General features: G+C 67.1%; 20 protein-coding genes. 10 read left to right on the top strand and 10 right to left on the bottom strand.

Annotated elements, in window-relative coordinates:
- Window positions 1-82 precede the first annotated feature (82 nt).
- Together Cus16_RS09430 and Cus16_RS09425 are read right to left on the bottom strand one after the other, a co-directional pair.
- Entirely contained in the window at window positions 83-412 is a 330-nt protein-coding gene (locus tag Cus16_RS09430; protein ID WP_069712412.1) for a hypothetical protein, read from the bottom strand.
- A 107-nt stretch (window positions 413-519) separates the two neighbouring features.
- A complete protein-coding gene (locus Cus16_RS09425; protein ID WP_069712411.1) occupies window positions 520-846 on the bottom strand; it encodes a hypothetical protein in 327 nt (108 codons plus the stop codon).
- Between the two features lie 271 nt (window positions 847-1,117).
- Between Cus16_RS09425 and Cus16_RS16010 the strand changes: the two genes are divergently transcribed.
- Window positions 1,118-1,978 carry a VanZ family protein gene (locus Cus16_RS16010; protein WP_083263857.1) on the top strand — a complete coding sequence of 287 codons (861 nt, stop codon included), beginning with the start codon at window positions 1,118-1,120 and terminating at the stop codon, window positions 1,976-1,978.
- A gap of 252 nt (window positions 1,979-2,230) precedes the next feature.
- On the opposite strand, the gene Cus16_RS09415 is transcribed toward Cus16_RS16010, so the two are convergent.
- A complete protein-coding gene (locus tag Cus16_RS09415) occupies window positions 2,231-2,797 on the bottom strand; it encodes a hypothetical protein (RefSeq protein ID WP_069712410.1) in 567 nt (188 codons plus the stop codon).
- Window positions 2,798-3,223: 426 nt separating this feature from the next.
- A complete protein-coding gene (locus Cus16_RS09410) occupies window positions 3,224-5,041 on the bottom strand; it encodes a DUF4012 domain-containing protein (protein WP_141718908.1) in 1,818 nt (605 codons plus the stop codon).
- Between the two features lie 314 nt (window positions 5,042-5,355).
- Between Cus16_RS09410 and Cus16_RS09405 the strand changes: the two genes are divergently transcribed.
- Both Cus16_RS09405 and Cus16_RS09400 read left to right on the top strand, forming a co-directional pair.
- Window positions 5,356-6,387, top strand: a complete 1,032-nt coding sequence (locus tag Cus16_RS09405) for a glycosyltransferase (protein ID WP_141718907.1) — start codon at window positions 5,356-5,358, stop codon at window positions 6,385-6,387.
- 86 nt (window positions 6,388-6,473) lie between these two features.
- Window positions 6,474-7,667: a polysaccharide transporter gene (locus Cus16_RS09400; protein WP_141718906.1), complete on the top strand. Its 1,194-nt coding sequence runs from the start codon at window positions 6,474-6,476 to the stop codon at window positions 7,665-7,667.
- Window positions 7,668-7,686: 19 nt separating this feature from the next.
- Here Cus16_RS09400 and Cus16_RS09395 read toward each other — a convergent pair whose 3' ends face one another.
- The 3 genes from Cus16_RS09395 to Cus16_RS09385 are packed head-to-tail and all read right to left on the bottom strand — an operon-like array spanning window position 7,687 to window position 10,931.
- Window positions 7,687-8,655 carry a GDP-L-fucose synthase family protein gene (locus Cus16_RS09395; protein ID WP_069712406.1) on the bottom strand — a complete coding sequence of 323 codons (969 nt, stop codon included), beginning with the start codon at window positions 8,653-8,655 and terminating at the stop codon, window positions 7,687-7,689.
- Window positions 8,655-9,683, bottom strand: coding sequence for a GDP-mannose 4,6-dehydratase (gmd, locus tag Cus16_RS09390; protein WP_069712405.1), 1,029 nt, complete (start codon window positions 9,681-9,683; stop codon window positions 8,655-8,657). The genes Cus16_RS09395 and gmd overlap by 1 nt, the downstream gene beginning before the upstream one ends.
- Window positions 9,684-10,931, bottom strand: a complete 1,248-nt coding sequence (locus tag Cus16_RS09385) for a glycosyltransferase family 4 protein (RefSeq protein ID WP_223246574.1) — start codon at window positions 10,929-10,931, stop codon at window positions 9,684-9,686.
- A gap of 461 nt (window positions 10,932-11,392) precedes the next feature.
- On the opposite strand from Cus16_RS09385, the gene Cus16_RS09380 reads away from it, so the two are divergent.
- The 7 genes from Cus16_RS09380 (at window position 11,393) to Cus16_RS16000 (ending at window position 18,596) form a co-directional block, all read left to right on the top strand.
- Window positions 11,393-11,887, top strand: a complete 495-nt coding sequence (locus tag Cus16_RS09380; RefSeq protein ID WP_223246573.1) for an acetyltransferase — start codon at window positions 11,393-11,395, stop codon at window positions 11,885-11,887.
- A 150-nt stretch (window positions 11,888-12,037) separates the two neighbouring features.
- Window positions 12,038-12,898, top strand: a complete 861-nt coding sequence (locus tag Cus16_RS09375; RefSeq protein WP_069712402.1) for a glycosyltransferase family 2 protein — start codon at window positions 12,038-12,040, stop codon at window positions 12,896-12,898.
- 59 nt (window positions 12,899-12,957) lie between these two features.
- Complete coding sequence (locus Cus16_RS16005; protein WP_083263855.1) at window positions 12,958-14,124, top strand: glycosyltransferase family 4 protein; 1,167 nt, start codon at window positions 12,958-12,960, stop codon at window positions 14,122-14,124.
- Window positions 14,121-14,819 (top strand): SGNH/GDSL hydrolase family protein, encoded by a 699-nt coding sequence (locus Cus16_RS09365; RefSeq protein ID WP_069712400.1) that lies wholly within the window; start codon window positions 14,121-14,123, stop codon window positions 14,817-14,819. Before Cus16_RS16005 ends, Cus16_RS09365 begins: the two co-directional genes overlap by 4 nt.
- Window positions 14,820-14,890: 71 nt before the next feature.
- Window positions 14,891-16,150, top strand: a complete 1,260-nt coding sequence (locus Cus16_RS09360) for a hypothetical protein (protein WP_189319568.1) — start codon at window positions 14,891-14,893, stop codon at window positions 16,148-16,150.
- A gap of 11 nt (window positions 16,151-16,161) precedes the next feature.
- Entirely contained in the window at window positions 16,162-17,412 is a 1,251-nt protein-coding gene (locus tag Cus16_RS16305; RefSeq protein WP_189319567.1) for an oligosaccharide flippase family protein, read from the top strand.
- Window positions 17,409-18,596 carry a glycosyltransferase gene (locus Cus16_RS16000; RefSeq protein WP_189319566.1) on the top strand — a complete coding sequence of 396 codons (1,188 nt, stop codon included), beginning with the start codon at window positions 17,409-17,411 and terminating at the stop codon, window positions 18,594-18,596. Before Cus16_RS16305 ends, Cus16_RS16000 begins: the two co-directional genes overlap by 4 nt.
- Window positions 18,597-18,651: 55 nt before the next feature.
- Here the strand turns inward: Cus16_RS16000 and Cus16_RS09350 are convergent, their stop codons facing one another.
- The 3 genes from Cus16_RS09350 to Cus16_RS09340 form a co-directional block, all read right to left on the bottom strand.
- Window positions 18,652-20,136: a sugar transferase gene (locus Cus16_RS09350; protein WP_223246572.1), complete on the bottom strand. Its 1,485-nt coding sequence runs from the start codon at window positions 20,134-20,136 to the stop codon at window positions 18,652-18,654.
- Window positions 20,115-21,005, bottom strand: a complete 891-nt coding sequence (locus Cus16_RS09345) for a hypothetical protein (protein ID WP_069712397.1) — start codon at window positions 21,003-21,005, stop codon at window positions 20,115-20,117. The genes Cus16_RS09350 and Cus16_RS09345 overlap by 22 nt, the downstream gene beginning before the upstream one ends.
- Before the next feature lie 70 nt (window positions 21,006-21,075).
- On the bottom strand, window positions 21,076-22,521 hold the full coding sequence (locus Cus16_RS09340; protein WP_069712396.1) for a polysaccharide biosynthesis tyrosine autokinase: 1,446 nt from the start codon (window positions 22,519-22,521) through the stop codon (window positions 21,076-21,078).
- Window positions 22,522-22,566 lie beyond the last annotated feature (45 nt).

Raw genomic sequence — 22,566 nt, 5'->3', positions numbered from 1 at the left:
GCCACGCACGGACGGGAGGCCCGGATCACCTCCGCCGTCTGGCGGAGGTGATCCGGGCCTCCCGTCTGTGGATGTCGCGGTGTCAGTCGAGCGTGCGCCGCACCGACGGCAGCAGCTGGTGCAGCCGCTCGGCGAGGCGGTCCTGTGCCTCGTCCAGGGAGCGGAAGTCACCGACGTACGAGCCGTAGGTGTCGGACACGAAGAAGTGTGCGCCCTGCTGGTCGATCACGCCGCCATAGTAGCCGCCGTAGTTGGCGGCCCAGAGCCCCGTGTCGGCCTCGGACCAGACGACGTGCGCCCGGGCCGGTGCGTCGGGGGACACGACGCCGGCAGCGATGCCGGTGATGACCTCGATGGTCGCCGTGTCCACGGTCACCTCGGCCTGGTGGCTGCTGGTGACGATGCTGCTCATGGTGTTGCTCCTCGTGCTGCTCTGGTACTCGGCGGTGCTGGTGGTGCCTGCGGTTCTGGTGGTGCGGGCAGTGCTGGTGGCCGTGCGGCCGGGATGGTCGTCGGGCACTACGCGACCGGACGGATGACGGACGGCAGCATCACGTGGAGCTGGTCCGAGAGCTTGGCCTGGGCCTCCTCGAGGGTGGCGAAGTCGCCGACCACGAGGCCGAAGGTGTCGGAGGCGACGTAGCGGCCGTCGCGCTTGTCGACGCTGCCGCCGAAGTAGCCGCCGTAGTTCGCGATCCACTCGCCGTCGTCCTCCTGCGTCCACGTGGTCTTGGCACGTGCTGCGCGGCCGGACTGCTCGGCTTCTGCCTCGAGGATCGCGATGACGTCGACCGTCTCGGTGTCGAGGGTGACCTCGCGGGTGTCGGTGGTGACCGTGGTGCTCATGTCGCTCTCCTTCGCGATCCGGGGTACAGCTGCTGACGAGACGAATCTACGAGAGCGTCCCCCGACCGCGCCACCGATGCCCGTCGATTCACGGTTTCCGTGCATACGGATCGGGGTACACCCCCGGAAACCCGGGGGTACGCGACTCCAGAACGGGGTACAGGGGTACGAACGGGGTACTCGTTTCGTGGATGAACTGGTTCGTCGCGTCCTGCGGGCACTCCGGCACCCTCCCCCGGCCGGGAGGCGCGCCCCGCTAGCGTCGGTTCCCGTGACCACCGCGACCAGGACCGCGATCGTGCGGATCGTGCTGTCCGTCGCGGTCGTGCTCGTGGTCGCGGTGCTCCTGGTGCCCGGCCTCGCGGACCGGCTGCGTTCCGGCGTGGTGGCCGGGGTGGGCGCGCTGCGCGCGCTCGGGCACGGCACGCTCGCGCTGGGTGACGGGTTCGTGCTGGCGATGGGGGTGACGGTGGGGACCGCCCTGCTGCCGGTGCTGCTGGCGGGAGCGTCCCGTGCGTCCCGTCCGGATGCGATCCGACGTCGTGCCGTCGCGAGCGGTGTCATCGCCCTCCTGCTCGCGGTGGCCGCGGCCCTGCCCGCGGCGTACCCGGGCGACCGGTTCCGCTCGGTGGCGCTCGCGGGGCTCGTCGGGGTGGGCATCGGCGCGCTGGCGGACGCGGCCTGGCACGCCCGTGCACGAGCGGCTCATGCTTCGGGACAAACTCGGCGGGTGGCGTGGACGCTGGCGGCCGCCTACGGCCTGGTGGTGGTCCTGGTCGCGACGGCCGGATCGCCCGTCGACGGCGGCGCGTACCCGACGCTGGTGCGGGCCATCGCGGCCGGGCAGCGCCTCGGAGCGCCGGGGTGGCTCGGGTACGACGCAGTGGAGTTCACGGCGAACGTGCTCTTCTTCGTGCCGTTCGGGTTCTTCGTGCTGCTGCTCTTCGGGGCGCGGGCGTGGTGGGTCGGCATGCTCGGCGGCTTCGTGGCGAGCTGCGCGATCGAGACGGTGCAGGCGCTGTTCCTGCCCGCGCGGTTCGCGTCGGTGGACGACGTGCTGGCGAACACCTCGGGGGCGGTGCTCGGGGTGCTGGTGGGGATCGTGGTGCTCGGGCGGGCGCGGCGGTCCTGAGCGGACTCGCTCCTCGTTCGCCCGGCTCCCCCAGGCGCGTGGCCGTACGGTCGGCGCATGGCCCGACCCGAACGCCGCCGGTACCGTCCGCCCTCGATGTTCCCGTGGTGGTTGTGGATCGCTGCGCCGCTCGCCGTCGTCGCCGTCGTCGCGATCGCGTTGATCGTGACCTGACGTCCCACTTCCCCTTCGTACGACGAGAACGACCCCCGGCACCGAGGTGCCGAGGGTCGTTCTTCAGGAGTGCTGTGCTCAGGCGGCGTCGCGCTGACGACGGACCGACTTGCGGACGACCAGCAGGCCGCCACCGAGGACGAGCGCGCCACCGGCAGCCCAGAGGCCGAGGGTGGAGATGGTGCCACCGGTGAAGGCGAGCTCACCGGGGGTGCCGGTGCCACCGGTCGAGCCGACCGTGGTGCCGGTGCCGCCGGCGGCAGCCGGGACGATCGAGAAGAAGCCGGTACCGGTCTGGCCCGAGGTGGCGCCGGTCGCGGTCAGGTTGTAGGTGCCCGAGCCGCCGGCCGGGAAGGTGACGCGCACCGACAGCGAGCCGTCGGCGTTCGACGTGTAGTCCTTCGAGACCGTGGTGATGGGCAGCGCGCCGAGCGTGACGGCACCGGCACCGGTGACCTGCACGCGGACGGGCTCGTTCGGCGCGAAGACGTCCGCGGCGAAGTTGGCGGAGACGGTGCCACCGGCGACCGGGGCGCCCGTGACCGTACCGGCCGACTCCGGGGCGTACCCGGCGGCGTTGGCGGCGGTCGGGACCGCGACGAAGGCTGCGCCCGCGATGAGGGCAGCGGCGATGAGCTTCTTCATGAAGTGTTTCCCCTAGTGATCTGATCCTGCAGACCCTGACACCCAGAGCCCGTGGCATTCCCCTTGCACGTTCCGCGAGGTTCGAGCGGTCGCTATGGCGAAGTTCCCTCAATCTAGCGGGATCTCCCAGGGTGTTGCCACGCTCCGTGCAACATTCGTGTGAACTTTCTTCGCCATCGCGCCGTGCGGACAGCGTGAGGGGGCCTCTGGTTCAGCGGTCCGAGGCGGATTTGCCCTGGTGAGCGGCGGAATCCGCTCGTTCACAGAATCGCTGAGCGCCCGCTCTGCACGGTGATCCCGTCCGTACAGGAACGGCACTGACCCCCCGGTCTGGGGTATCACGAGGACGCGTTCCGAGCCGACACGGGGTGCGTACCGAGGATGCCGGGGTGCCGCCGCCCTACACTCCGCGCTGCTCTCGGCCCGTCAGTTCGGTATCGGAGTGGCGCAGTCGAAGGACAGGGCCTCGGTCTTCGCCTGCTGGACGCCCGGGGTCGACAGTGCCTCCACACCCGCGCGAGCGTGGTCCGCATCACCGAGGAAGGCGACCCGGAACGTCGTGCTCTGGCCCGGCGCGAGCAGTGTCTGCAGCTGCGCGACCGGGTGATCGCCGTCCATGACGGTCTGCACGCCGACCTGCTTGCCGTCCTGCGACGAGCCGAGGTAGATCGAGTCGGCCGGCGCGTACACCGCGACCAGCGTCTTCACCTTGCCGGGCTCCGTACCGGCGAAGCCCCCGCCGGTGACGTACTCCGGCAGACTCGTCGCCGCGTCCGCCGGCGCGGTGTTCTTCAGCGTCACCTCGATCACCGACGTCGGGCGTCCATCGGCCCGGCAGACCGACGACCCGACCGACACCGTCTTGGTCAGGTAGTAGTCCATCTTCGACGCGGTCCCGTCGTTCAAGTACACGCCGAACTGCCGGGTCTCGCTGCTCGCGGTCGGGAGCTCGCCCGCGAGCGGCGTGCCCGCGATCTGCTCCTGCTCGTTCTTCTCCGCGCTCCACAGGCGCAGGCGCCCTTCGTCGGTCCCCTGCGTCAGCGCGCCGATGAACTCCTTTGCGTCGAACGACCCGCTCGCCACCTTGTCGAAGACCGCCTTGGCCGCCGAGGCGAAGAACAAGTCCTGCACCGCGGGGTCCGGGTACTTGGCGTAGGCCTCGCTGAGGAGCAACGGCACGGCGTTGTCCGACGTCAGGGTGTCCCCGGTCGGCAGCTGGACCGGTCCGGTGGCGCGCAGGAGGTAGCTCAGCGTGACCGGGTCCATGGCGAGCACGCCGTCGACCCGCTGGCCGAACTTCTGCTGCCACATCGCCTGCGCGAGCTTCGCGGAGACGTCGAAGCGTGGCGTCAGGGTCACGTCCTGCATGTACCGCCCGGTGATCTCCCCGTACAGGCTGCTGGTGCCGGCGTCGAGCGGGAGCACGGACTTCGCGTAGGGGCCGAAGGTCGAGCCGGCCGCCTGGTTCTCGAGCGCGATCGACCCGTCCTGCACCTTGAGCAGGGCGACCGCTCCCGGGATGCCACCGCCGGCACGCAGTTCGGCGTTGTTCTGGAAGAGGAGCACGTAGTCGCGCTCGCCGTCGTGGCCGAGCATTGCGGGCGCGACCTGCACGAAGCGATCGGCGGTCGCGACCTGCTCGGACGCCGAGAGCACGGCGTTCCGCAACTGGTTCACCGCGGACGTGACCGGGGACAGCGTGTCGCTGGTGTCGATCGCCTGCACGTCCCGGTCCGCACGCTGCAGGGTCGTCGCCGCCTGAGCCACCGCGGGCTGCGCCTCGACGAGCGGCTCGAGGTCGACCTTGCCGTCCTTCGGCGCGAAGGACTCGGCGCTGAGGCCACCGACCGCCCCGGCGACCGGACTGACCGCGCCCGTCGCGATGTCGTCCACGACCACGGAGATCTGGCGGACGGCGCGGAGGTTCGTGCCGAAGAACGGCACGTGCTGCGCGGCACTCCAGACGGGATCGCCGGTGAGCGACCGCGCGGACGCGGCCTCGTCCTCCAGGTGCTGCGCCGTCCGCTGCGCTGCCGTCGTGTCCGCATCGCCGAGCTGCGAGCGCAGCGTGCTCACGTCGGCGACCGCGCGCTCGAGGTGGCCCTTGGCGAGCACGCCGCGGACCCCGACCCAGGCGGCGGCGAGGATCAGCAGGAGGACGACGGCCAGGACGATCCACAGCACGGTCCGGGCCCTGTTCCCCCGGCGTACGACGTCCTGTCCTGGCGCGGGTTGGTCGGACATGAGGGCAATCCTACGGTTCCTCGTCTTCTCCGCCGCATGATGCCCAGACGCTCGACACCATTCGAGATCCTGCGTGACATCTTTCACATTTCACCGTATGGTTGGTGCTGGCCGCTGGAGTCGAACTGCATGGTCGGTTCGACCGCGGAGCGGCCATCGAGACGGCTGACGCGCGGCCGACAGCGGACCCAGCGAACGGGTCCGCTGTCGCGCGTCCACGAGGGAGCAGAGGCCCTGATGCGAGGAACGATCGGCGGTGACGCAGGGTGAAGGTCCTGGTCGACGCACTCGGAGCGGCAGTGGGATCCGGCGGCATGCGCCTCTTCGCTGAAGAGGTCGTCCTGTCGTGGGTGGAGACGTACCCGGAGGACGAACTCGTCGTCCTCGCTGAGGACTGGTCGGCGGCAGCGGGCAGCGAGCGGGTTGCGGTGGTGCCGTGGCGCGCCGGGGACATCCTGCACCGCGCTGTCGGGCAACTCGTCGTCGCGCCCGTCGTCGCACGACGCCACCGAGTCGACTGCTACCTGTCGCTCAGCCCGGTCCTGTCCCCCCTCGCGCCCCGTCAGAGCGCCGCGAACGTCGTCCACGACTGGCGACACCTCCGGCGACCCGAGGGCATCGGTCGGGCGCAACGCCTGTACCGGCGCCTCTGGGCGTGGTCGGTGGCCCGCGCCGCCGTCACCTTCACCGTGTCGGCGAAGACCGCCCGCGAGACCGCCGAGGTCGTGCCCACCGCAGCGGTCGTGGTGAACGAGAACGGGCGCGACCACGCTCGTCGGTGGCCGACCGTTCCCGGCGCGGGCGACCGGTACGAGCCGTACGTCGTGACCTACGGACACCAGACCAACAAGCGGCCGGACCTCGTCATCCGCGCCGTGGCTCGGATCCCGGCACGGGAGCGCCCCCACCTGGTCGTGCTCGGCACGGCAGGCTGGCTCCGTGACGAGCTGAGCGCCCTGGCGCGGGACGCGGGGATCGGCACGACGTGCTCGTTCCCCGGCTTCGTCGAGGAGTGCGAGTACCAACGGCTCGTGGCTGGCGCCTCGGCCGTCGTCCTGGCGTCGTCCGACGAGGGCTTCGGCCTCCCGATCGCCGAAGCCTGCTACATCGGCGTCCCCGCCGTGATCTGCGACGACAGCGGCGTTGCCGAGCTGCACCCGGGAGCGCTCGTCGCCCGTCCCGAGGCGGGTGACCTCGCCGCGCAGATCCGCGCTGCCCTGCGCAGCGGGACACCCACCGACTCCCGCACGGTCCGGAGCTGGCGCGACCACGTGACCGTCCTGCGCGAACGGCTGGCTGCGACCGTGCATCCCGACGTCGTCACGCCGCAACCGGTCCGGCGGTGATCACCGAGGCGCGCCGTCGGCAACGGCGCCTCCGCTCACGCCTGCGACTCCTCCTCCCGACCCTGACCACCGGTTCGGTCCGACTGGTGCTCCTGCTCGTCCTCGTCACGCTGATGACCGCGACGACCGGAGCAGAACAGGGAGCGCTCGTCACCGGGTTCGCCCTCCTCGGGTCCTTCGCCATGGTCTTCGACTCCGGGGCCAGCAGCTTCCTGCTGGCCACGGAGCGCCCCGACATCACGACCGGGCTGTACCGGCGAGCCATGGTGCTGCAGGGTGCCCTGTCCACCGTCGGTCTCGGTGCCGCCACCGCATTCGCCCTCGTGTCTGCGCACGGGGAGCTCTCCTCGGGGTCGTTCGCCGTACTGATGGCCCTCGGTGTCACACAGCTGCTGGACGGCCTCGCCCGCGTCGCACGGGCGCCGTTCCTGGTCGCGGCGCGTGACGACCGCTACGCGCTCCCCGACCTGGCCCTGCTCGCCGCGAAGGTGCCACTGGTCGCCTTCGCCTTCGTCCAGGCAGACCTGCGCTGGCTGCTCCTCCTGCCCGTCCCGTCACTGGTCGTCACGGCGACGTCGCTCGTCGCAGTCCACCGGACGCTCCCATCGGGACCGACCACGAAGCGACGCCTCGAGCTCAGGATCCTCGAGTTCGGTGCCACCGGGGCTCTCAGCGCCTACTACTCGCAGGCGCCGCTGGTGCTCGGTGCGCTCATCGTGCCGGCTGAGCAGCTCGCCCCGCTCGGCCTCGTGTTCCGCCTGGTGCAGGCACTCGAGGTCGTGCCCTCGACCGTGTCGCAGCAGATGATCCCGCGTGCCCGCGCGCAGCGGCCGCGCTTCCTCGCCTGGACGGGGGCCTTCCTGCTGTTCGGCGCGCTGGTGAGCGTCGTGCTCCTGATCAGCCGCGACCTGCTGTCGTCGGTGCTCGCGGTCGACTTCGGGCCGGCTCCGGTCTTCCTGTTGGTCGCGCTCGCCTACACGCTCCGGAGCGGCAACCACTACCTCGTCGCGATCCTGCTCGGAACGGGGATGGTGCGCACTCGTCTGGTGATCGCTGCGGTCACCGGCGCGCTCGCATCGGTCGGCGCCCTCGCAGCGGCGCTGATCGCGGCGACGGTGGGCCTCGCCGTCGTGACCATCGTCAGCGAGGTGTTCCTCGTGACCACCGCCGCCCTCGCGATCCACGCGACGAACCAGCGGGCCACGGTCCTACTGCCCACCCAGACGAACAGCATGGGGCTGCCGCCGACGTCTGCAGGGAACGCGCTCCGCGGAACCTGAGACGTCGGCGGGCGCCAGCTCACTGCCGGATCGAGTCCGCGTGCTCGTGGAACCACTCGACCGTGCTGCGGAGCCCGTCCTCGAGACCGATCTGCGCGGTCCACCCTGCTGCGGCGAGCTTCGACACGTCCAGCAGCTTCTGCGGCGTGCCGTCCGGCTTCGAGGTGTCCCAGACGGTCTCACCCTCGTACCCGACGACCTTGGCGATCGTCTCCGCGATCTCGCGGATCGTGACGTCCGAGCCCGTACCGACGTTCACCTGATCGGGGCCGTCGTAGTGCTCGATGAGGTGGAAGACGGCTGCCGCCATGTCGTCGACGTGCAGGAACTCACGCCGCGGCGTGCCCGTCCCCCAGTTCTCGACCGTGTCGACGCCGTTCTTCACCGCCTCGTCGTACCGGCGGATCAGCGCCGGCAGCACGTGCGAACCCGTCGGCGAGAAGTTGTCGCCCGGCCCGTAGAGGTTCGTGGGCATCGCGGAGATCCACGGGAGGCCGTGCTGCCGTCGCACCGCCTGCACCTGGAGGATCCCGGCGATCTTCGCGATGGCGTACGCGTCGTTCGTCGGCTCCAGGTACCCGGTCAGCAGCGCGTCCTCGTGGATCGGCTGGTCCGCCATCTTGGGATAGATGCACGACGACCCCAGGAACACGAGTCGCTCGACTCCGTGCTCGACCGCGGCGTCCATCACGTTCACCTGGATCTGCAGGTTCTCGCTGAGGAAGTCGTGCGGGTACGTGTTGTTCGCGAGGATGCCGCCGACCTTGGCGGCCGCGAGCACGACGTGCTTCGGGCGCTCCTGCGCGAAGAAGTCGAAGACCGCACCGCGGTCCTTGAGGTCGAGTTCCGCCGAGGTCCGTCCGATCAGGTCGGTGAACCCCTCTGCCTCGAACTTGCGCTGCACGGCCGAACCGACCAGTCCGCGGTGCCCGGCGATGTACACACGATCATCGCGCTGCAACGGACCTGGGGTGTACTCGACTGCCATCAGGACTCCCAGCTCGCGAGCTTCACCGTGTCGATCCACGGCCGGCCCTCGTGCTCGAGCGCCTCGATGTCGGCGTCGACCATGATCCGAGCGAGCTCGGCCGTGTCGACGGTCGCTTCCCACCCGAGCTTCTCCTTGGCCTTCGACGCATCGCCCACGAGGGCGTCCACCTCGCTCGGACGCAGGTAGCGCTCGTCGAAGCGGACGTGGTCCTCCCAGTTCAGACCAGCGTGCGAGAACGCGGTCGACAGGAAGTCCTTCACCGTGAAGTCGCCTCCGGTCGCGAGGACGAAGTCATCGGGCTCGTCGGCCTGGAGCATGCGCCACATGCCCTCGACGTACTCTGCCGCGTACCCCCAGTCGCGGACCGAGTCGAGGTTGCCGAGGTAGACGTGATCCTCGATGCCGGCCTTGATCCGCGCCACCGCCCGGGTGATCTTGCGCGTCACGAACGTCTCACCGCGGCGAGGCGACTCGTGGTTGAAGAGGATGCCGTTCACCGCGTACATGCCGTACGCCTCACGGTAGTTGCGGGTCACCCAGTAGCTGTAGACCTTGGCGGCGCCGTACGGGGAGCGCGGCCAGAACGGCGTCTCCTCGTGCTGCGGCGGCGGCGTCGCGCCGAACATCTCGGACGACGACGCCTGGTAGAACCGCGTGTGGATGCCCGACATGCGGACCGCCTCGAGCATGCGCATGGAGCCGACGCCCGTGACGTCACCCGTGTGCTCCGGCTCGTCGAAGGAGACGCGCACGTGGGACTGGGCAGCCAGGTTGTAGACCTCGTCCGGCTTGAGGTCACCGAGCAGGCTCACGAGTCGCGCACCGTCACCGAGGTCGCCGTAGTGCAGGAACAGCTTGGCGTCCGGGTTGTGCGGGTCGACGTAGAGGTGATCGATGCGCGCGGTGTTGAAGGTCGAGGCCCGACGGATCAGACCGTGCACCTCGTACCCCTTGCGCAGCAGGAGTTCGGCCAGGTACGACCCGTCCTGTCCGGTGATGCCGGTGATGAACGCGCGCTTGCTCAATCAGTCCTCCTGAGATCTCGAACGAGAACGGCGAACCTTCGATCGAGTCCCCCGGGCTGCCTGTCCAGCCAGTACTTCAGTATACCGATCAATCCCCGCTTCTTCGGTCAAGTGCTCGAGTCGGAACTTCCGCCCCTGCTCGCCGAGCCGTGCGGCGAGCGCCACATCCGCGCCGATCTGCTCGGCTCGCTCGACGAGCGCAGCGGGGTCGGCGGCGGGGACGACAGCTCCACCACCGGACCGCAGGACCTCGGATTCGGTGATGCCGCCCGGGTCGGTCGCAGCCAGGACGGGTCGCCCCGCGCTGAAGTAGGACGTGAGCTTGCTCGGGACCGCCATGGTCGCGACACCGGCCTTCTCGTTGACGAGCAGGACGTCCGCGGCCGCCATGGCCGCCTGGTACCGCTCCTCGTCGAGCGAGTCCAGGAACTCGACCGCGGCGACGTCACCCGCCAGCTCCACGAGGCGGGCGCGCTCGCTGCCGCCGCCGAGCAGGACGAAGCGGACCGCGCTCCCCCGGTCCTGAGCGAGCCGACCCGCCTCGACCACGTTCTCCAGCCCTTGCTTCACGCCCATGTTGCCGGCGTGCAGCACGATGATCTCGTCCGCGCCCCAGCCGAAGCTCTTCCGCACCGCTTCGCGATCGACAGCCGGCGGCTCGGGCAGGTGCGTCCAGTTCCGCACGACCGAGATCTTGTCCTCCGGTACGCCCAGTCGCTGCGAGAGCACCTCGGCGAAGCGCTCGTGGATGACGACCACGCCATCCGAGTTCCGCATCACCCATCGCTCGACGGTCGCCATGACGCGCGCGAGCACCTTGCCGCCCTGCCCGGTCTCCTCGAGTCCCAGTGTGTAGACGTCCTGCACCCAGAGGACGACCGGTCGACGCCGCGGCGCGAGCTTCGACCGCAGGACGCAGATCGCCGACGAGAACAGTGCAGGAGAGACGAGCAGCACGACGTCCGGCCTGCCCCACCGAGCGGTCGCAGCGCGCAGGCCGAAGCTGATCTCCCCCAGGAGTCGGTGCAGTCCGCGAGGGACCTTCGGGACGTAGTGGCGCTTCCGGTCGACGCGGACACCGGCATCGACGGACGAGCTCGACCACCGGACACCTTCGGACGGCAGCCGCCAGCTCGGGTAGTGCGGGTAGGTCGTGATCACCTTCGTGCCCCAGCCCCGGCTGTGCAGCCCCTCGGCCAACGAGCCCGTGTACGGAGCGTTCCCCGTGGACTCGGGTCGGTAGTTCATCCCGATGATGGTGACGGACGGAGGCATCTGCACCGTTCGAGAGTAGCGGAGCGCTCGATCCCGGACCGGGGTGAGCGGCGGACGGCGCGGGTCGAGGAACGCGCGCCCAACTCCTGCCATCGACGGTTCCGAGACCGGCACCGCACGATCGTGGATCCTGCTCGCTGCGCTTTGCAAGGGGCTCAGACTTCAGCGCCACCCTCAAACCTTCCGCGGATCAGAGGACGCGACCGGGAGCATGCGCTGTGTTGTCCGACAACCGCCTAGCGAGCCCTGCAAGCCCAGCGGTGGATCGGCTAGCTGACGCCTATGCTGTCGCAGGGGGCCGAGTCGGAGCATCCCTCACCGCGGAGTACAGGGAGACTCGAGTGCGACGAACACCTGCAGACGGCGGCGTTATCCCGGTCGTTCCGCTTCGAAGCGCCCCGGGCGAACGATCTGCTTGGAACCGAAGCACCGCGGTGGTCCTTCTGTGGTCCATCATCGAGCTCCTTGTGGTCACTAACCCGTGGCAGATCAGCTCACGGATCCGCGTGACGGCGCTTCGCGCCTTCGGAGCCGAAATTGGCGAAGGGGTCGTCTTCAGGCCCCGCACGAGGGTCAGGTTTCCGTGGAAGCTCCGCATCGGCGATGGAAGCTGGATCGGCGAAGGAGTGTGGCTCCACAACCAGGCTCGCATTGACATAGGCAGTGACGTCGTCATCTCTCAAGAGACGTTCCTCACGACTGGCAGTCACGCGCACCGCCGGGACATGGCGCTCATCACCAGATCGATCGTTGTGGAAGACGGCGCTTGGGTGACATCGCGGTGCATGGTCCTGGGCGGTAGCAGGATCGGCCGATCCGCTCTCGTGCAACCGATGAGTCTGATCAACGGTGATGTGGCGCCGAACACCGTAGTGGGTGGCAACCCCGCGTCGGTCAAGGGCCAGCGGTTCGTGGACGCAAAGGACTGAAATCAACTCAATGTCCGATCGTCTTTTCCCGAATGCGAAGGAACTCTTCGCAGGCGTCCCGCGGCATCCAACGCAGGGCCGAGACCAATGACGACCGGCCCGACCGGTGGAACTTCCAGCAAGACACGAATCGAATCTCGAGGACGAACCTTGACAACGTCAGGCAACAGAAGAAGCCCTTTGCCGATCGTCGCGATCGTTCTCACGAAGAACGAAGAAGCTCAGATAAACTCTACGTTGAGCCGCTTGAAGAACTTCGCCGAGATCGTCGTCGTTGATTCCCATAGCGATGACTCCACTGTCGAGATAGCCAAGGAACACGGTGCGCGCGTGCTTCAATTCACTTGGAACGGCACCTACCCGAAAAAGAAGCAATGGAGCCTTGAGAACGCTACAGCGGGTCACGAATGGGTACTGCTGCTCGATGCAGACGAAACTCCGACCCCAGCACTCCTGGACGAATTGCGCAGCATCGTGGCCGACCCTGATGCGCACAGTGCGTACGACGTACCCCTGCTCTACCGATTCTCCGGCAAGGTCCTCCGCCATGGACATCGCGTTACCAAGCGATCGTTGCTCCGCGTAGGTCACGCGCGCTTCCCAGACGTGGGCGATGAGGACCTCCCGGGCATCCGAGAGGTAGAGGGGCACTACCAGCCTGAAGTGGACGGACCAGTGGGCAAGGTAAAAAGCCCGATTCTGCACGACGACCGCGATCCGGTCAGTAGCTGGTTCGATCGACACAATAGGTACTCCGATTGGGAGGCTCATCTCCGTTCAAGGCCGGGCCTCCGTCAAGCCATCGCTGGCCGCCGTTCGAAGCAAGGACAATTGTTCGACCGGGTCCCGTTCAAACCCGGGGCATTCTTTGCATACTCGTTCCTGGCACGTGGTGGGTTCCTGGACGGCCGAGCCGGGTTCGACTACGCCTTCGCGCTCGCCTCGTACTACTGGCAGATCGGCCTGAAAGTCAGAGAACTCGAGACCGCGGAACGCGATGATCGGGATTGATCTCATGAAAGACTCTCCATCGAGCTTCGAGTGCGAGACCTGCTGATGAGGAGGGTGCGATGAGCGCCGTAGGCGACGAACAGGCGCGAACATCGGATCAACAAGCCCCTCCTCAGGACGAACCCTCCCTCCACCTTCTGCAGATCGTGAACACCCTCGCGACGAGCGACGGCGGTCCAGCTCGGAACGCTTGGGACCTCTTCGACGCTTTCCCAGTCGGGATCCGGCAGGGACTCGTCTGGATGCACGGGGCGCGTCAGGATTCGCTGGCCCAAGGATGGCGGGACGGCCCGCGATCGAGTGGCGTATGGGGACGCTCCGAGCGGCACGGCCTGAGGCGTCTGTTTCGAGCACTTGCCGCGACGGACGTAGTCGTCATCCACGGCTACTACCTTTGGTGGACGACACCGGTTGCGGTCGCGGCGAAGATCATGCGGAAGCGGATCCTACTCACCCCCCACGGGGCTCTCACGGCCTACCAACAGGGCTTCAGCGTCCGTAAGAAGCAGGTGTTCGAAGCGACGGTGGGTTGGCTCCTCAGGGCTTCAGTGGACAGGTTCGTCACGGGTTCGAATCGGGAGAAAGCAGAACTGAGGGAACGATTCCCAACCCTCGACGTGGCAATGGCAGGTGTAGGCACTCCGCTGCGCACCGCTCCGATAGCAAGCCAGACCTGGCGCCGAGAATTGTGCTTGCTCTCCGTCTCTCGAATCGCGCCGAAGAAACGCCTCGACCTCGCGATACGAGCTGTGGCAGCACTCGTCGAGCAAGGTGACTCCGCGGTCCTCACAATCGCGGGGAACGGTGAAGACGGCTTGATCGCGTCCCTCAAGCAACTGTCCCAAGACCTCGGGCTCCAGGATCGCGTGATGTTCCTGGGTCAACAGGACAGTGAACAAGTGACGAATCTCTTCAGGACGGCGGACATCTTCCTCGCACCGTCCGATGACGAGAACTTCGGCATTGCTTCCGCCGAGGCGATCGCCGCTGGCCTACCGATCATCGCTTCGCGCGCGGTAGACGCTTTGGACGGGATCGAGGGCAATTTCGTCGTCAAACTCGACAGCCGAGAACCCGCTGCGATCGCTGAGGCAGCGCAATGGCTCCGCAGCTGTGACCGCGCCGAGCTTGTGCGAGGGGCCTTCGCAGCTAGTCGACGCTTCGGCTGGCCGATCGTTGCTGAAAGATGGCTCGAACTGATGAACGCACCAGAGAGCAGGCGATGACGAAGCCGGCGACGCGAATTGGCCTGATGGGCGACTCGATAGCGAGCGGCCTCGGCGTCACATCGGAACGTTACATCGACCTGGTCTGCGCGCAGGGAAACTTCGACTTGAGCGACTTCTCGCACACGGGCTCGACGATGGAAGACTCTTGGCGCAGATACCTCGAGTACACGGGCCCGGAGGTGGACGTGATGGTTATCGCTCACGGCATCACCGAGCCCATCCCGCGTCCGACTGCTGCATCTCTGCGCTTCCTTCCGCCGCGCTGGAAAAAGCGTGGATGGATGGATCCACGTCCTTACTATTCCTCCCGCCTCAGGCGCAGAGTACTCGAACGGCTCGAATCAGCGCTTAGATGGCGCGTCAAAAACTTTCTCATCCGCCACCGAGGATTTGAGGTGCTCGAGAACCTGCAGGCCTACACCTCGGTCCTTCACCAAGTGTTCGCCGTGCTGGAAGAACGTCGAGTCCGGATCATCATCCTGGAACCGACCGCTATCGACGAACGATTTTTCCCGTCTGCCTCCGGACTGCAAATGAAGTATTGGCAGATCGTTCGGTCCGTAGCCGGTCAACGTGCTATCGAGACGCGACGGCATCTACTGGAATGGGATGACTATTTCGCCGACCACTTCCATCCGAACAGCGCAGGACACGCGAAGCTAGCTGAACTGATCATGGCGGAACTTCGATGAGCACGATCAGGACCACCCGTTTTGCAGAGGAGCAAGTGGTAGTACGAACGGAGCGTCGGATCAACGGCGCCGTGAGTATCTACATTTTCTTGTGGCTCCTCGAGGGAGCGCTGCGCAAGTGGGTACCCGAAACGGCGTCTGTTCTCTACGTTGCGCGGGACCTCATCTTCGCTGCGTCCGTCCTGATACTCATGCTCGGGCGAAGTAGCCGCTCGGGTACAGCTCGTTGGTTCTGGCCAGCGTCCCTGTCGATCCTTGCCCTCGCGGTGGTACAGATATTCTTGGGCATCGTGAGTCCGACGGTCGCCGCTCTCGGCGCACGTAGTTACCTTGCACCCGCGCTGTTCGTAGCTGCAGTGGCGGTTTGGGGGCGTCCCAGCACTCTGCGCGTGGTACAGCGCGCTGTACTGATTGCGGTGCCCTTCGAACTCGCGCTATCGATGCTTCAGGCTTTCAGTCCGGCTCGCTCGTGGGTGAACGCACAGGTCGGCTCGGACGAAGCATCCTTTGTTAACTTCGGCGTTGTGCGGCCGTCAGGCACGTTCTCTGCGCCAGCCGGGCTTCTCACCTTCGTTCCCCTCGCATTGGCCTTCACGCTCGAAAAGTTCTCCGCACGAACGGGGAAGAGCACAGTGCTCGCAACGGTACTCACAGCGGCGACGTTTCTGATTGTGGCGTTGTCAGGCGCGAGAGGCGTGGTTCTCGGGGTGGCGGTGGTGGTCGCGGCATACGCCGCCTGCGCAGTCGCGGGCTGGGGCAGGCCTAAGCGCCTGCCCCTTGCTCCTTTGCTGACTCTGATTCTCGTGTCAGGCGTCGCCGCCTCCGTGCTTTTCAGCTCAATTCTTTCGTCTTTCGCGCAGCGCTTCAACGACGCATCGCGGTCGGAGAACCCCCTCGCGCGCCTACTGAACCAAGCTGTCGGATTCGTGGACTCGCCGCTGACGCTGCTCGGCACCGGTCCAGGTTCCAGGAGCCAGGTTGGGATCGCAGCAGGCTCCGCATTTGGCTGGCTTGAGATCGACAACGACAGGTGGGTTGCGGAGCTGGGCCTCTTGGGCTTCGTCCTTGCGTTAGTTCGCGTCGTCGCGTTCGTTTGGCTGGTCGTATTGACCGTGCGTCGTATAGGTGACGGACAATGGCTGTTCGCGCTCATCTCGGCCAGTTTCCTGCCAACGCTCTTCTCAGGATCGCTGACACAGACGCCGAGCGCGCAGGCGGGTGCCGCCGTGACGATCGGCTTGTTGTTACTCTGCGAGCGCTACCGCGCACCCAGAGTCAGAGGTAGCGTGCTCCGGCCGCAGTCCGCTCAGCAGCACGCGTTCTCAGGCTGATGCGCGATCGCTTGATCGGGCTGCTCAGACGTGCGGGCGTCCACGCCGCGTTCCAGGTCGGCACGCAGCTGCTGTCCTTCGCGGCTGGTGTATTGATCGTTCGCGAATTGTCCACAGCGGGATATGCTCAATACGCAATCTGCACCGCGGTGCTCGCAGCACTACTGATGCTCTCCGATTCAGGGACCTCGGCAACTCTCATGGCGCGTGGCGCGGCGCTTCTCGAGGACCGCGAGCGATTCACGGGCCTGTTCAAGGCGGCGGCTGTGAGCCGCTGGGTGGTGAGCGTTCCGGTTGTGGCATTGGGAGGAATGTGGACGTTCTTCCTCCTCACGGCAAACTCGGCATCAGCACGCACCAGCCTTGTGTGCGTAGGATTGACGCTTGTGGCAGCGTTCAGCTCGCTGGACATAGCCCTTCAGCAGGTAGTACATCGACTCCACCTTCGTCTTGGCGTTCTTCGGTCTCTGGCTATCGGACAGGCGGCGTTCCGGCTTGCCCTGACGCTCCTCGGCGCGCTGCTCGAAAGCCCCGGACCTGAGTACTACCTCGCGGTGATGGCGGTTTCTGCCCTCCTGGGAAACATCTTCATTCGAATGGCGTCACGCCGGTACGTCGGGGGCAGGACCCCAATGGACCGGGCGCATCTGCCCATCTACCGAAGTAGTGTGCTCAAGACGCTCCCGATGGTCGCGCTCCTGATCGCTGGGGAGCAGGTGTTCCTCGGTCTCATCTCGACGACCGGATCGACAGAAGCTCTCTCGACGTTCACGGCTCTCTCGAGATTCGGCGTTGTCTTCCTCGTTCTCAACTCACTTGTTTCCGACGTCGCAGCGCCAATCGTTGCTCACGCCTCGAGTAACGTCAGAGCGATCATGGTGCGGATAACCGCCACCACCGGCGGCTACGCTGCACTCTCGCTGGTGCTGATCGGGCTGGTTTGGCTCTTCTCTGATCCTATCCTCGGCCTACTCGGTGCCCGCTTCCGCGGACTGAATGTCGAACTGACGCTGGTAGCCGCGGGCTACGCGACCTACAACCTTGGCTACTGCCTGAACTTCCTGTCGCAAGCCCGGGGGTGGCTTTCAGGGAGCTGGTTTTACGCGCCGCTGATCCTGGTATGGGCCCTGTCGACTGCCTACGCTTTCGATCTACGGGACTCTCGGCAGGTGGCAGTGGCCTTCATCCTGCAGGGTCTGGTGTTCGTCATCACGCAAATCGTGCGAATTTACATCGGCATACGATCTATTGGAAGAGCATGACCACCAGTGTGCACTACGCGACCAACGTCTACCATTACGACGAGGCGCTGGCCGCAATGCGCAACCACTTTGACCACATCACCCTTCAGCGACGATTCGAACCTGATCAGTCGACGTTGCAGGCTCTGGAGCGACTGCCAGGGACAGCCGTTCTGCACAATCGAATGGCGCGACGTGTGCGTGAAGCGCCGAGTGCCGATCGTCTGGTGGGGCTCGGCGGAGCACAACTCAGCATCCCCTTACTCGGCCTCGTCGGCCGTCCGGCACCCGGCGCGCTCATCCGACACGTGAACCATCAGTCCGCGAGGGCAGTCGCACGAGAACTTCAAGAGACCAGCGTCTTCCAGTTCGTCGAAGGACTGGGTCACGTCGCACTTGAGAAAAAGTCAAAGCGCTTCGAACACAGCGTCATGGAACGGCGGAATCTTCACCACGAAGTTTTCGAGGACCCGATTCCGACCTTCCTCGGATTCCCACAGGCTGTACGGCTTGATCCGCTGCGTTCGTACTTGAGCGAGGAGTACGAGCGATCGGACCGGATAGTGGTGTACTCCGAAGTGGCCGCGGCTTCATTCGAAGCCCGCGGGTTCGATCGAAGCCGGTTGGTGGTCGCACCGCTCGCGGTACACGCGACGTACTCTGCCGACCTTCGCCCGACCCGGCCATCGCACCGCCCACTTCGCTCCGCCCCACTTCTCTACGTGGGACGGGGAGATGCCTACAAGGGCCTGGACCTTGCTGTAGCGACGGTACGAGAACTCGGCGCTCGGTTCAAACTCCGAGTGGCGGGCCCTGCCCCTCGGGCCGTGATCGAGTGGATGAAGAAGTTCCCACAAGTCGAGTACCTGGGGGTAGTTTCACGTGAACGGTTGAGCAGTCTTTACACGCAGTCGTCCGCCTTGTTGGCACCCTCGATCGAATCATTCGGGCTTGCTCTCATCGACGCAGCGGCGCACGGCCTCCACGTCATCTGTCGAGAAACGACCGGGGCTTCCGAGTTCCTGCTCCCCGGACAGTTCACGAGAGTCGGAGGACGCGATCTGTCAGATTGGACAACCGCTGTCGAGGCCCTGTTGGCTTCTCCGCGAGAGGTAGGCGACATCACTCCACCCCTACCGCGAGGGCTGCTTGATGGCTCCCTCTCGCGACGAGCATTCTCGACGCTCTACGAGTCGCTCAGCTGAGAACAAGGATGCCGCAGTTGCGCCCTCAGACGAACAACGACCAGCATCTCAGGCGTCAGTATGCTCCCGCCGGGCTGACGACGGCCTTCACTGTGCGCCAGAGAATCATCAGGTCACCCACGAGGGACCAGTTCTCGACGTAGAACAGGTCGAGTCGCACTGACTCCTCCCAGGACAGGTTCGACCTTCCGCTCACCTGCCACAGCCCGGTCATCCCCGGCTTGACGAGGAAGCGGCGGTGGACGTGGACGTCGTACCGCTCAACTTCACTACGCAAAGGCGGACGAGGTCCGACAAGCGACATGCTTCCGATCAGCACGTTGAACAACTGCGGCACCTCGTCGAGGCTGTACCGCCGCATGAAGGCGCCGACCCGGGTGACCCGCGGATCGTCCTTCATCTTGAACAGCACCGCGTTGCCCTCAGCACGATCGAGCGCACTGAGCTCCTGCAACCGCTCCTCGGCATCCACGACCATCGAGCGGAACTTGATCATGTGGAACGTCGACCCGTTCAGCCCCACGCGCTCCTGCAGGAAGAACACCGGCCCCGGCGACGTCAGCTTGACCAGCAGGGCGAGCACGAGCAGGACCGGGGACAGGACGATGATGAGCGCCGCGGACCCGACCAGGTCGAACGCCCGCTTCGTGTAGAGCTTCCGTCCCGAGTACGTCGGCGTCTCCACGTGGATGAGCGGCAGGCCCTGCACCGGTCGGGTGTGGATGCGCGGGCCGCCGATGTCGGTCAGGCTCGGCGCGACCACCAGGTGCTGCCGTCCGGGCTCGAGCGACCAGCTGAGCTGACGAACGCGCTCCGGGGGCAGGTCGTCGGAGCTGGTGATCACGACGGTGTCCGCACCGGTGGCGACGAGCGCTGCGGCGACGTCGTCGAGACCGCCGTGGCTCTCGACGGTCGACCCCGGCAGGAGTCCGCGACTGCCGTCCGCCACAGCGGCACCGACCACGCGGTAGCCGGCCTCGGGCGAGCGGGCCAGCTCGCGCGCGATGTGCAGGACGCTCGGGGTCGAGCCGACCAGGAGCACCTTGGCGGAGTACCCGCCGTGCTTCCGCTCGGCGACGAGCCACTGCCGCCAGATCCAGCGCGAGAGCAGCAGGACCAGGATGCCGATCGGGAAGGCGATCAGGACGTACCCGCGCGCCAGGTCGACGTGCAGCAGGAACGCGACGATCGCGAGGAGGCCGAAGACGCGGACGCTCGAGTCGGCGACGAGCCGGTACTCGGTGCTGCCCACGCCGATGACGCGACTGCCCCGGGTGTCGTAGAGCGCGAGGGCGGCCATCCACACGATGATCACCACGAGGGAGATCCCGGTGTAGCTGAGCCGCAGGTCCGCGGTGTTCGTCGCCAGGTTCGAGTCGATGCCGAGCCACGCGATCTGCACGCCGAAGACGACCCAGATCAGTGCGAGCAGGTCCGTCACCAGGACGCGTCGCGAGTAGGTGCGGCTCCACTCCTGCGTGCTGCCGGTCGCCACACCGGGTCGGACCGCCTCGGCCGTCACGACCGGGACCCGCTCCACGTCGCCCCACCGTCCGACGACACGTCGACCCGGTCCCCGGCCCACATCCACACGTCCTGGCCCGAGCAGTCGAGCGCGATCGGCACGTCGGTCGACACGTCGTTGCAGCCGATCGGCGTGGTCCCCGTCGAGGCCGTCACGCCGGACGCCGGCATGGTCTCGATCTGCACCCCGTCGCACGCCGCGGTCCCGACGCGGGCGAGCGTGTACTCGCCGCCGTCGACCGCGATCGCACGGACACCGTCGACCGGCACGTCCACCCACGCGCCGGCGCCGGAACGCCAGTCCAGCTTGTCCGTGCAGGCCACGAGCGTCGTGGTGGTGCCACGGAACGCGTCCGACGGGTCCTCGCACGGCGACGGCACGAGGGCGTCGCCGAGCACGAGACCCTGCTCGGTGATGCCGGCTCCGGCAGCGCCGGGCTCCCCCGGCGTCCACGTGGCGCCGTCGTCGGTGCTGGTGCGGACCTCGGTCGCGCACTCGTCACCGACCCCGACGAGCACGGACACGCCGTCGGAGGTCGCGCGCAGCGCGTCGATGGTGCGGACGTCACCACCCAGGTCGACGGACTGCCAGTCCCCGCCACCGTCGGTGGTGCGCTCCAGCACCACCTGCGAGACGTCACACGACGTACTGGAGGCGCGCCATGCCTCCCGTCCGTCGACTGCGGACAGCAGGTGGCTGGCGGAGCCCGCACCGGCGGTCGCCGACGCGGACGGGCGCGGTGTCGGCGTGCCGGACTGCGTCGTCCCGAAGGTGGGAGCCGGACGGGGCTCGCCCTCGTCCTGCGGTGCCGTGTGCGCGAGCGCCAGGGCGACGAGGAGGACGTCGATGACGACGAGCGCGACGACGACCACGGCGACGCCCACCAGCGTCGTGCGCGGAAGTGCTCGACCGAGGCCTCGGGCCCCCCGGCTCGGACTCATCTGCGGGCCGGCCTCAGCGGTCGGCCCGGCGGACGACGCCGACCCCGCCGCGCGCCTTGGACGACTTGGGGGTCTTCTGCGACGGCTGCTCCTCGTCGAGGCCGTACCCGTAGCCGTACCCGTAGCGGCCGTAGCCGTAGGCACCCGGACCCTTGAGCGGCATCATCGTGATGACGAAGCCCGCGATGGGGGCACCGACGTTCTCGAGCGAACTGACCGCTGCGGCGAGCTGGCCCTTGTGCGTCTTGCCCGACGCGACCGCGAGGATGGCGCCGGACGCCTTCTTCGACAGGATCGCCGCGTCGGTGACGGGCAGCAGGGGCGGTGCGTCGAAGAGCACGTAGTCGAACTGGTCCTCGAGCTTCGTGATGAGGTCCTGCATGGCCTTGGAGCCGAGGAGCTCCGACGGGTTCGGCGGGATCTGCCCGGCGGGCAGGACCACGAGGTTGCCGCGGCCCCACGGGTGCGCCACGTCCTCCAGGCCGGCGCGGCCGATGAGCACGTCGGTCAGACCGGCGGAGCCGTCGACGTCCATGTACTCGCTCACGCGCGGACGACGGAGGTCGGCGTCGATGAGGATCACCTTGAAGCCGGCACTGTCGAGCGCGATGGCGAGGTTCGCGACCGTGGTGCTCTTGCCCTCGGACTGCATCGACGACGTCATGACGAAGGTGCGGGAGCCGGTGCCGATGTCGAGGAACTGCAGGTTCGTCCGGAGCGTGCGGAAGGACTCGGCACGCGGGCTGCGGGGGTCGACCTGCACGATGAGCGGTCGTTCTGACGCCTTGCTGTCGTAGGCGATGCCGCCGACCACGGGCTTGTCGCTGATCTTCTCGACGTCCGTCTCGGTGCGCACGCGGTTGTCGAGCGTCTCGCGGAGCACCGCGATGCCGACGCCGAGCGCCAGGCCGACCAGGAGCCCGAGGGCGATGTTGACGGGGACGTTCGGGCTGACCGGCGTCTGCGGCACGTCGGCCTGCTTGACGCGGGTGAGCTTGACCGTGCTCGTGCCGTTCGCGTCCGTCGCCTCGATGTTCTGCACGACGTTCGTCAGGCTCTGCGAGGTCGCGTTCGCGATCTCGGTGGCCTGCACGGCGTTCGTGCCGTTCACGGTGATCGTGATCAGGGTCGTGCTCGTCGGCGCCGTCGCGGACACCATCGTCGCGAGCTGGTCGGCGTTCATGTCGAGCTTCAGCGACGAGATCACGGGCAGGAGCACGATCGGCGTCTGCACGAGGTTCGAGTACGTCAGGACCCGCTGCTGCGTGAACGTGTTGCCCTGCGCCAGGTCGCTCGCGCTCCCGGACGTCTCGGTGGACACGAACACCTGTGCCGAGGCGGAGTACACGGGCTTCTTCAGCAGGGAGAACCCTGCGGCAGCCGCGACGCCCACCAGGGCGAGCACCACGATGAGCACCCACCCCTTCCGGAGCACAGTGATGTAGTCGCGCAGTTCCACGCGGCCCGCCTTCCCCGATCCTCGCCGTTCCTGTGGTCCCGACAC

Origin of the sequence: Curtobacterium sp. ER1/6, assembly GCF_001742745.1 — a bacterium.
GTDB lineage: Bacteria > Actinomycetota > Actinomycetes > Actinomycetales > Microbacteriaceae > Curtobacterium > Curtobacterium citri.
The sequence above is the reverse complement of the archived record's forward strand: the minus strand, read 5'-3'. Positions and strand labels throughout refer to the sequence as shown.

Coding starts and splice junctions, on each gene's coding strand:
- Cus16_RS09430 (WP_069712412.1), bottom strand. CDS start 412: ATGAGCAGCATCGTCACCAGCAGCCACCAGGCCGAGGTGACCGTGGAC.
- Cus16_RS09425 (WP_069712411.1), bottom strand. CDS start 846: ATGAGCACCACGGTCACCACCGACACCCGCGAGGTCACCCTCGACACC.
- Cus16_RS09415 (WP_069712410.1), bottom strand. CDS start 2,797: ATGAAGAAGCTCATCGCCGCTGCCCTCATCGCGGGCGCAGCCTTCGTC.
- Cus16_RS09410 (WP_141718908.1), bottom strand. CDS start 5,041: ATGTCCGACCAACCCGCGCCAGGACAGGACGTCGTACGCCGGGGGAAC.
- Cus16_RS09405 (WP_141718907.1), top strand. CDS start 5,356: ATGCGCCTCTTCGCTGAAGAGGTCGTCCTGTCGTGGGTGGAGACGTAC.
- Cus16_RS09395 (WP_069712406.1), bottom strand. CDS start 8,655: ATGGCAGTCGAGTACACCCCAGGTCCGTTGCAGCGCGATGATCGTGTG.
- Cus16_RS09385 (WP_223246574.1), bottom strand. CDS start 10,931: ATGAACTACCGACCCGAGTCCACGGGGAACGCTCCGTACACGGGCTCG.
- Cus16_RS16005 (WP_083263855.1), top strand. CDS start 12,958: ATGAGCGCCGTAGGCGACGAACAGGCGCGAACATCGGATCAACAAGCC.
- Cus16_RS09365 (WP_069712400.1), top strand. CDS start 14,121: ATGACGAAGCCGGCGACGCGAATTGGCCTGATGGGCGACTCGATAGCG.
- Cus16_RS16000 (WP_189319566.1), top strand. CDS start 17,409: ATGACCACCAGTGTGCACTACGCGACCAACGTCTACCATTACGACGAG.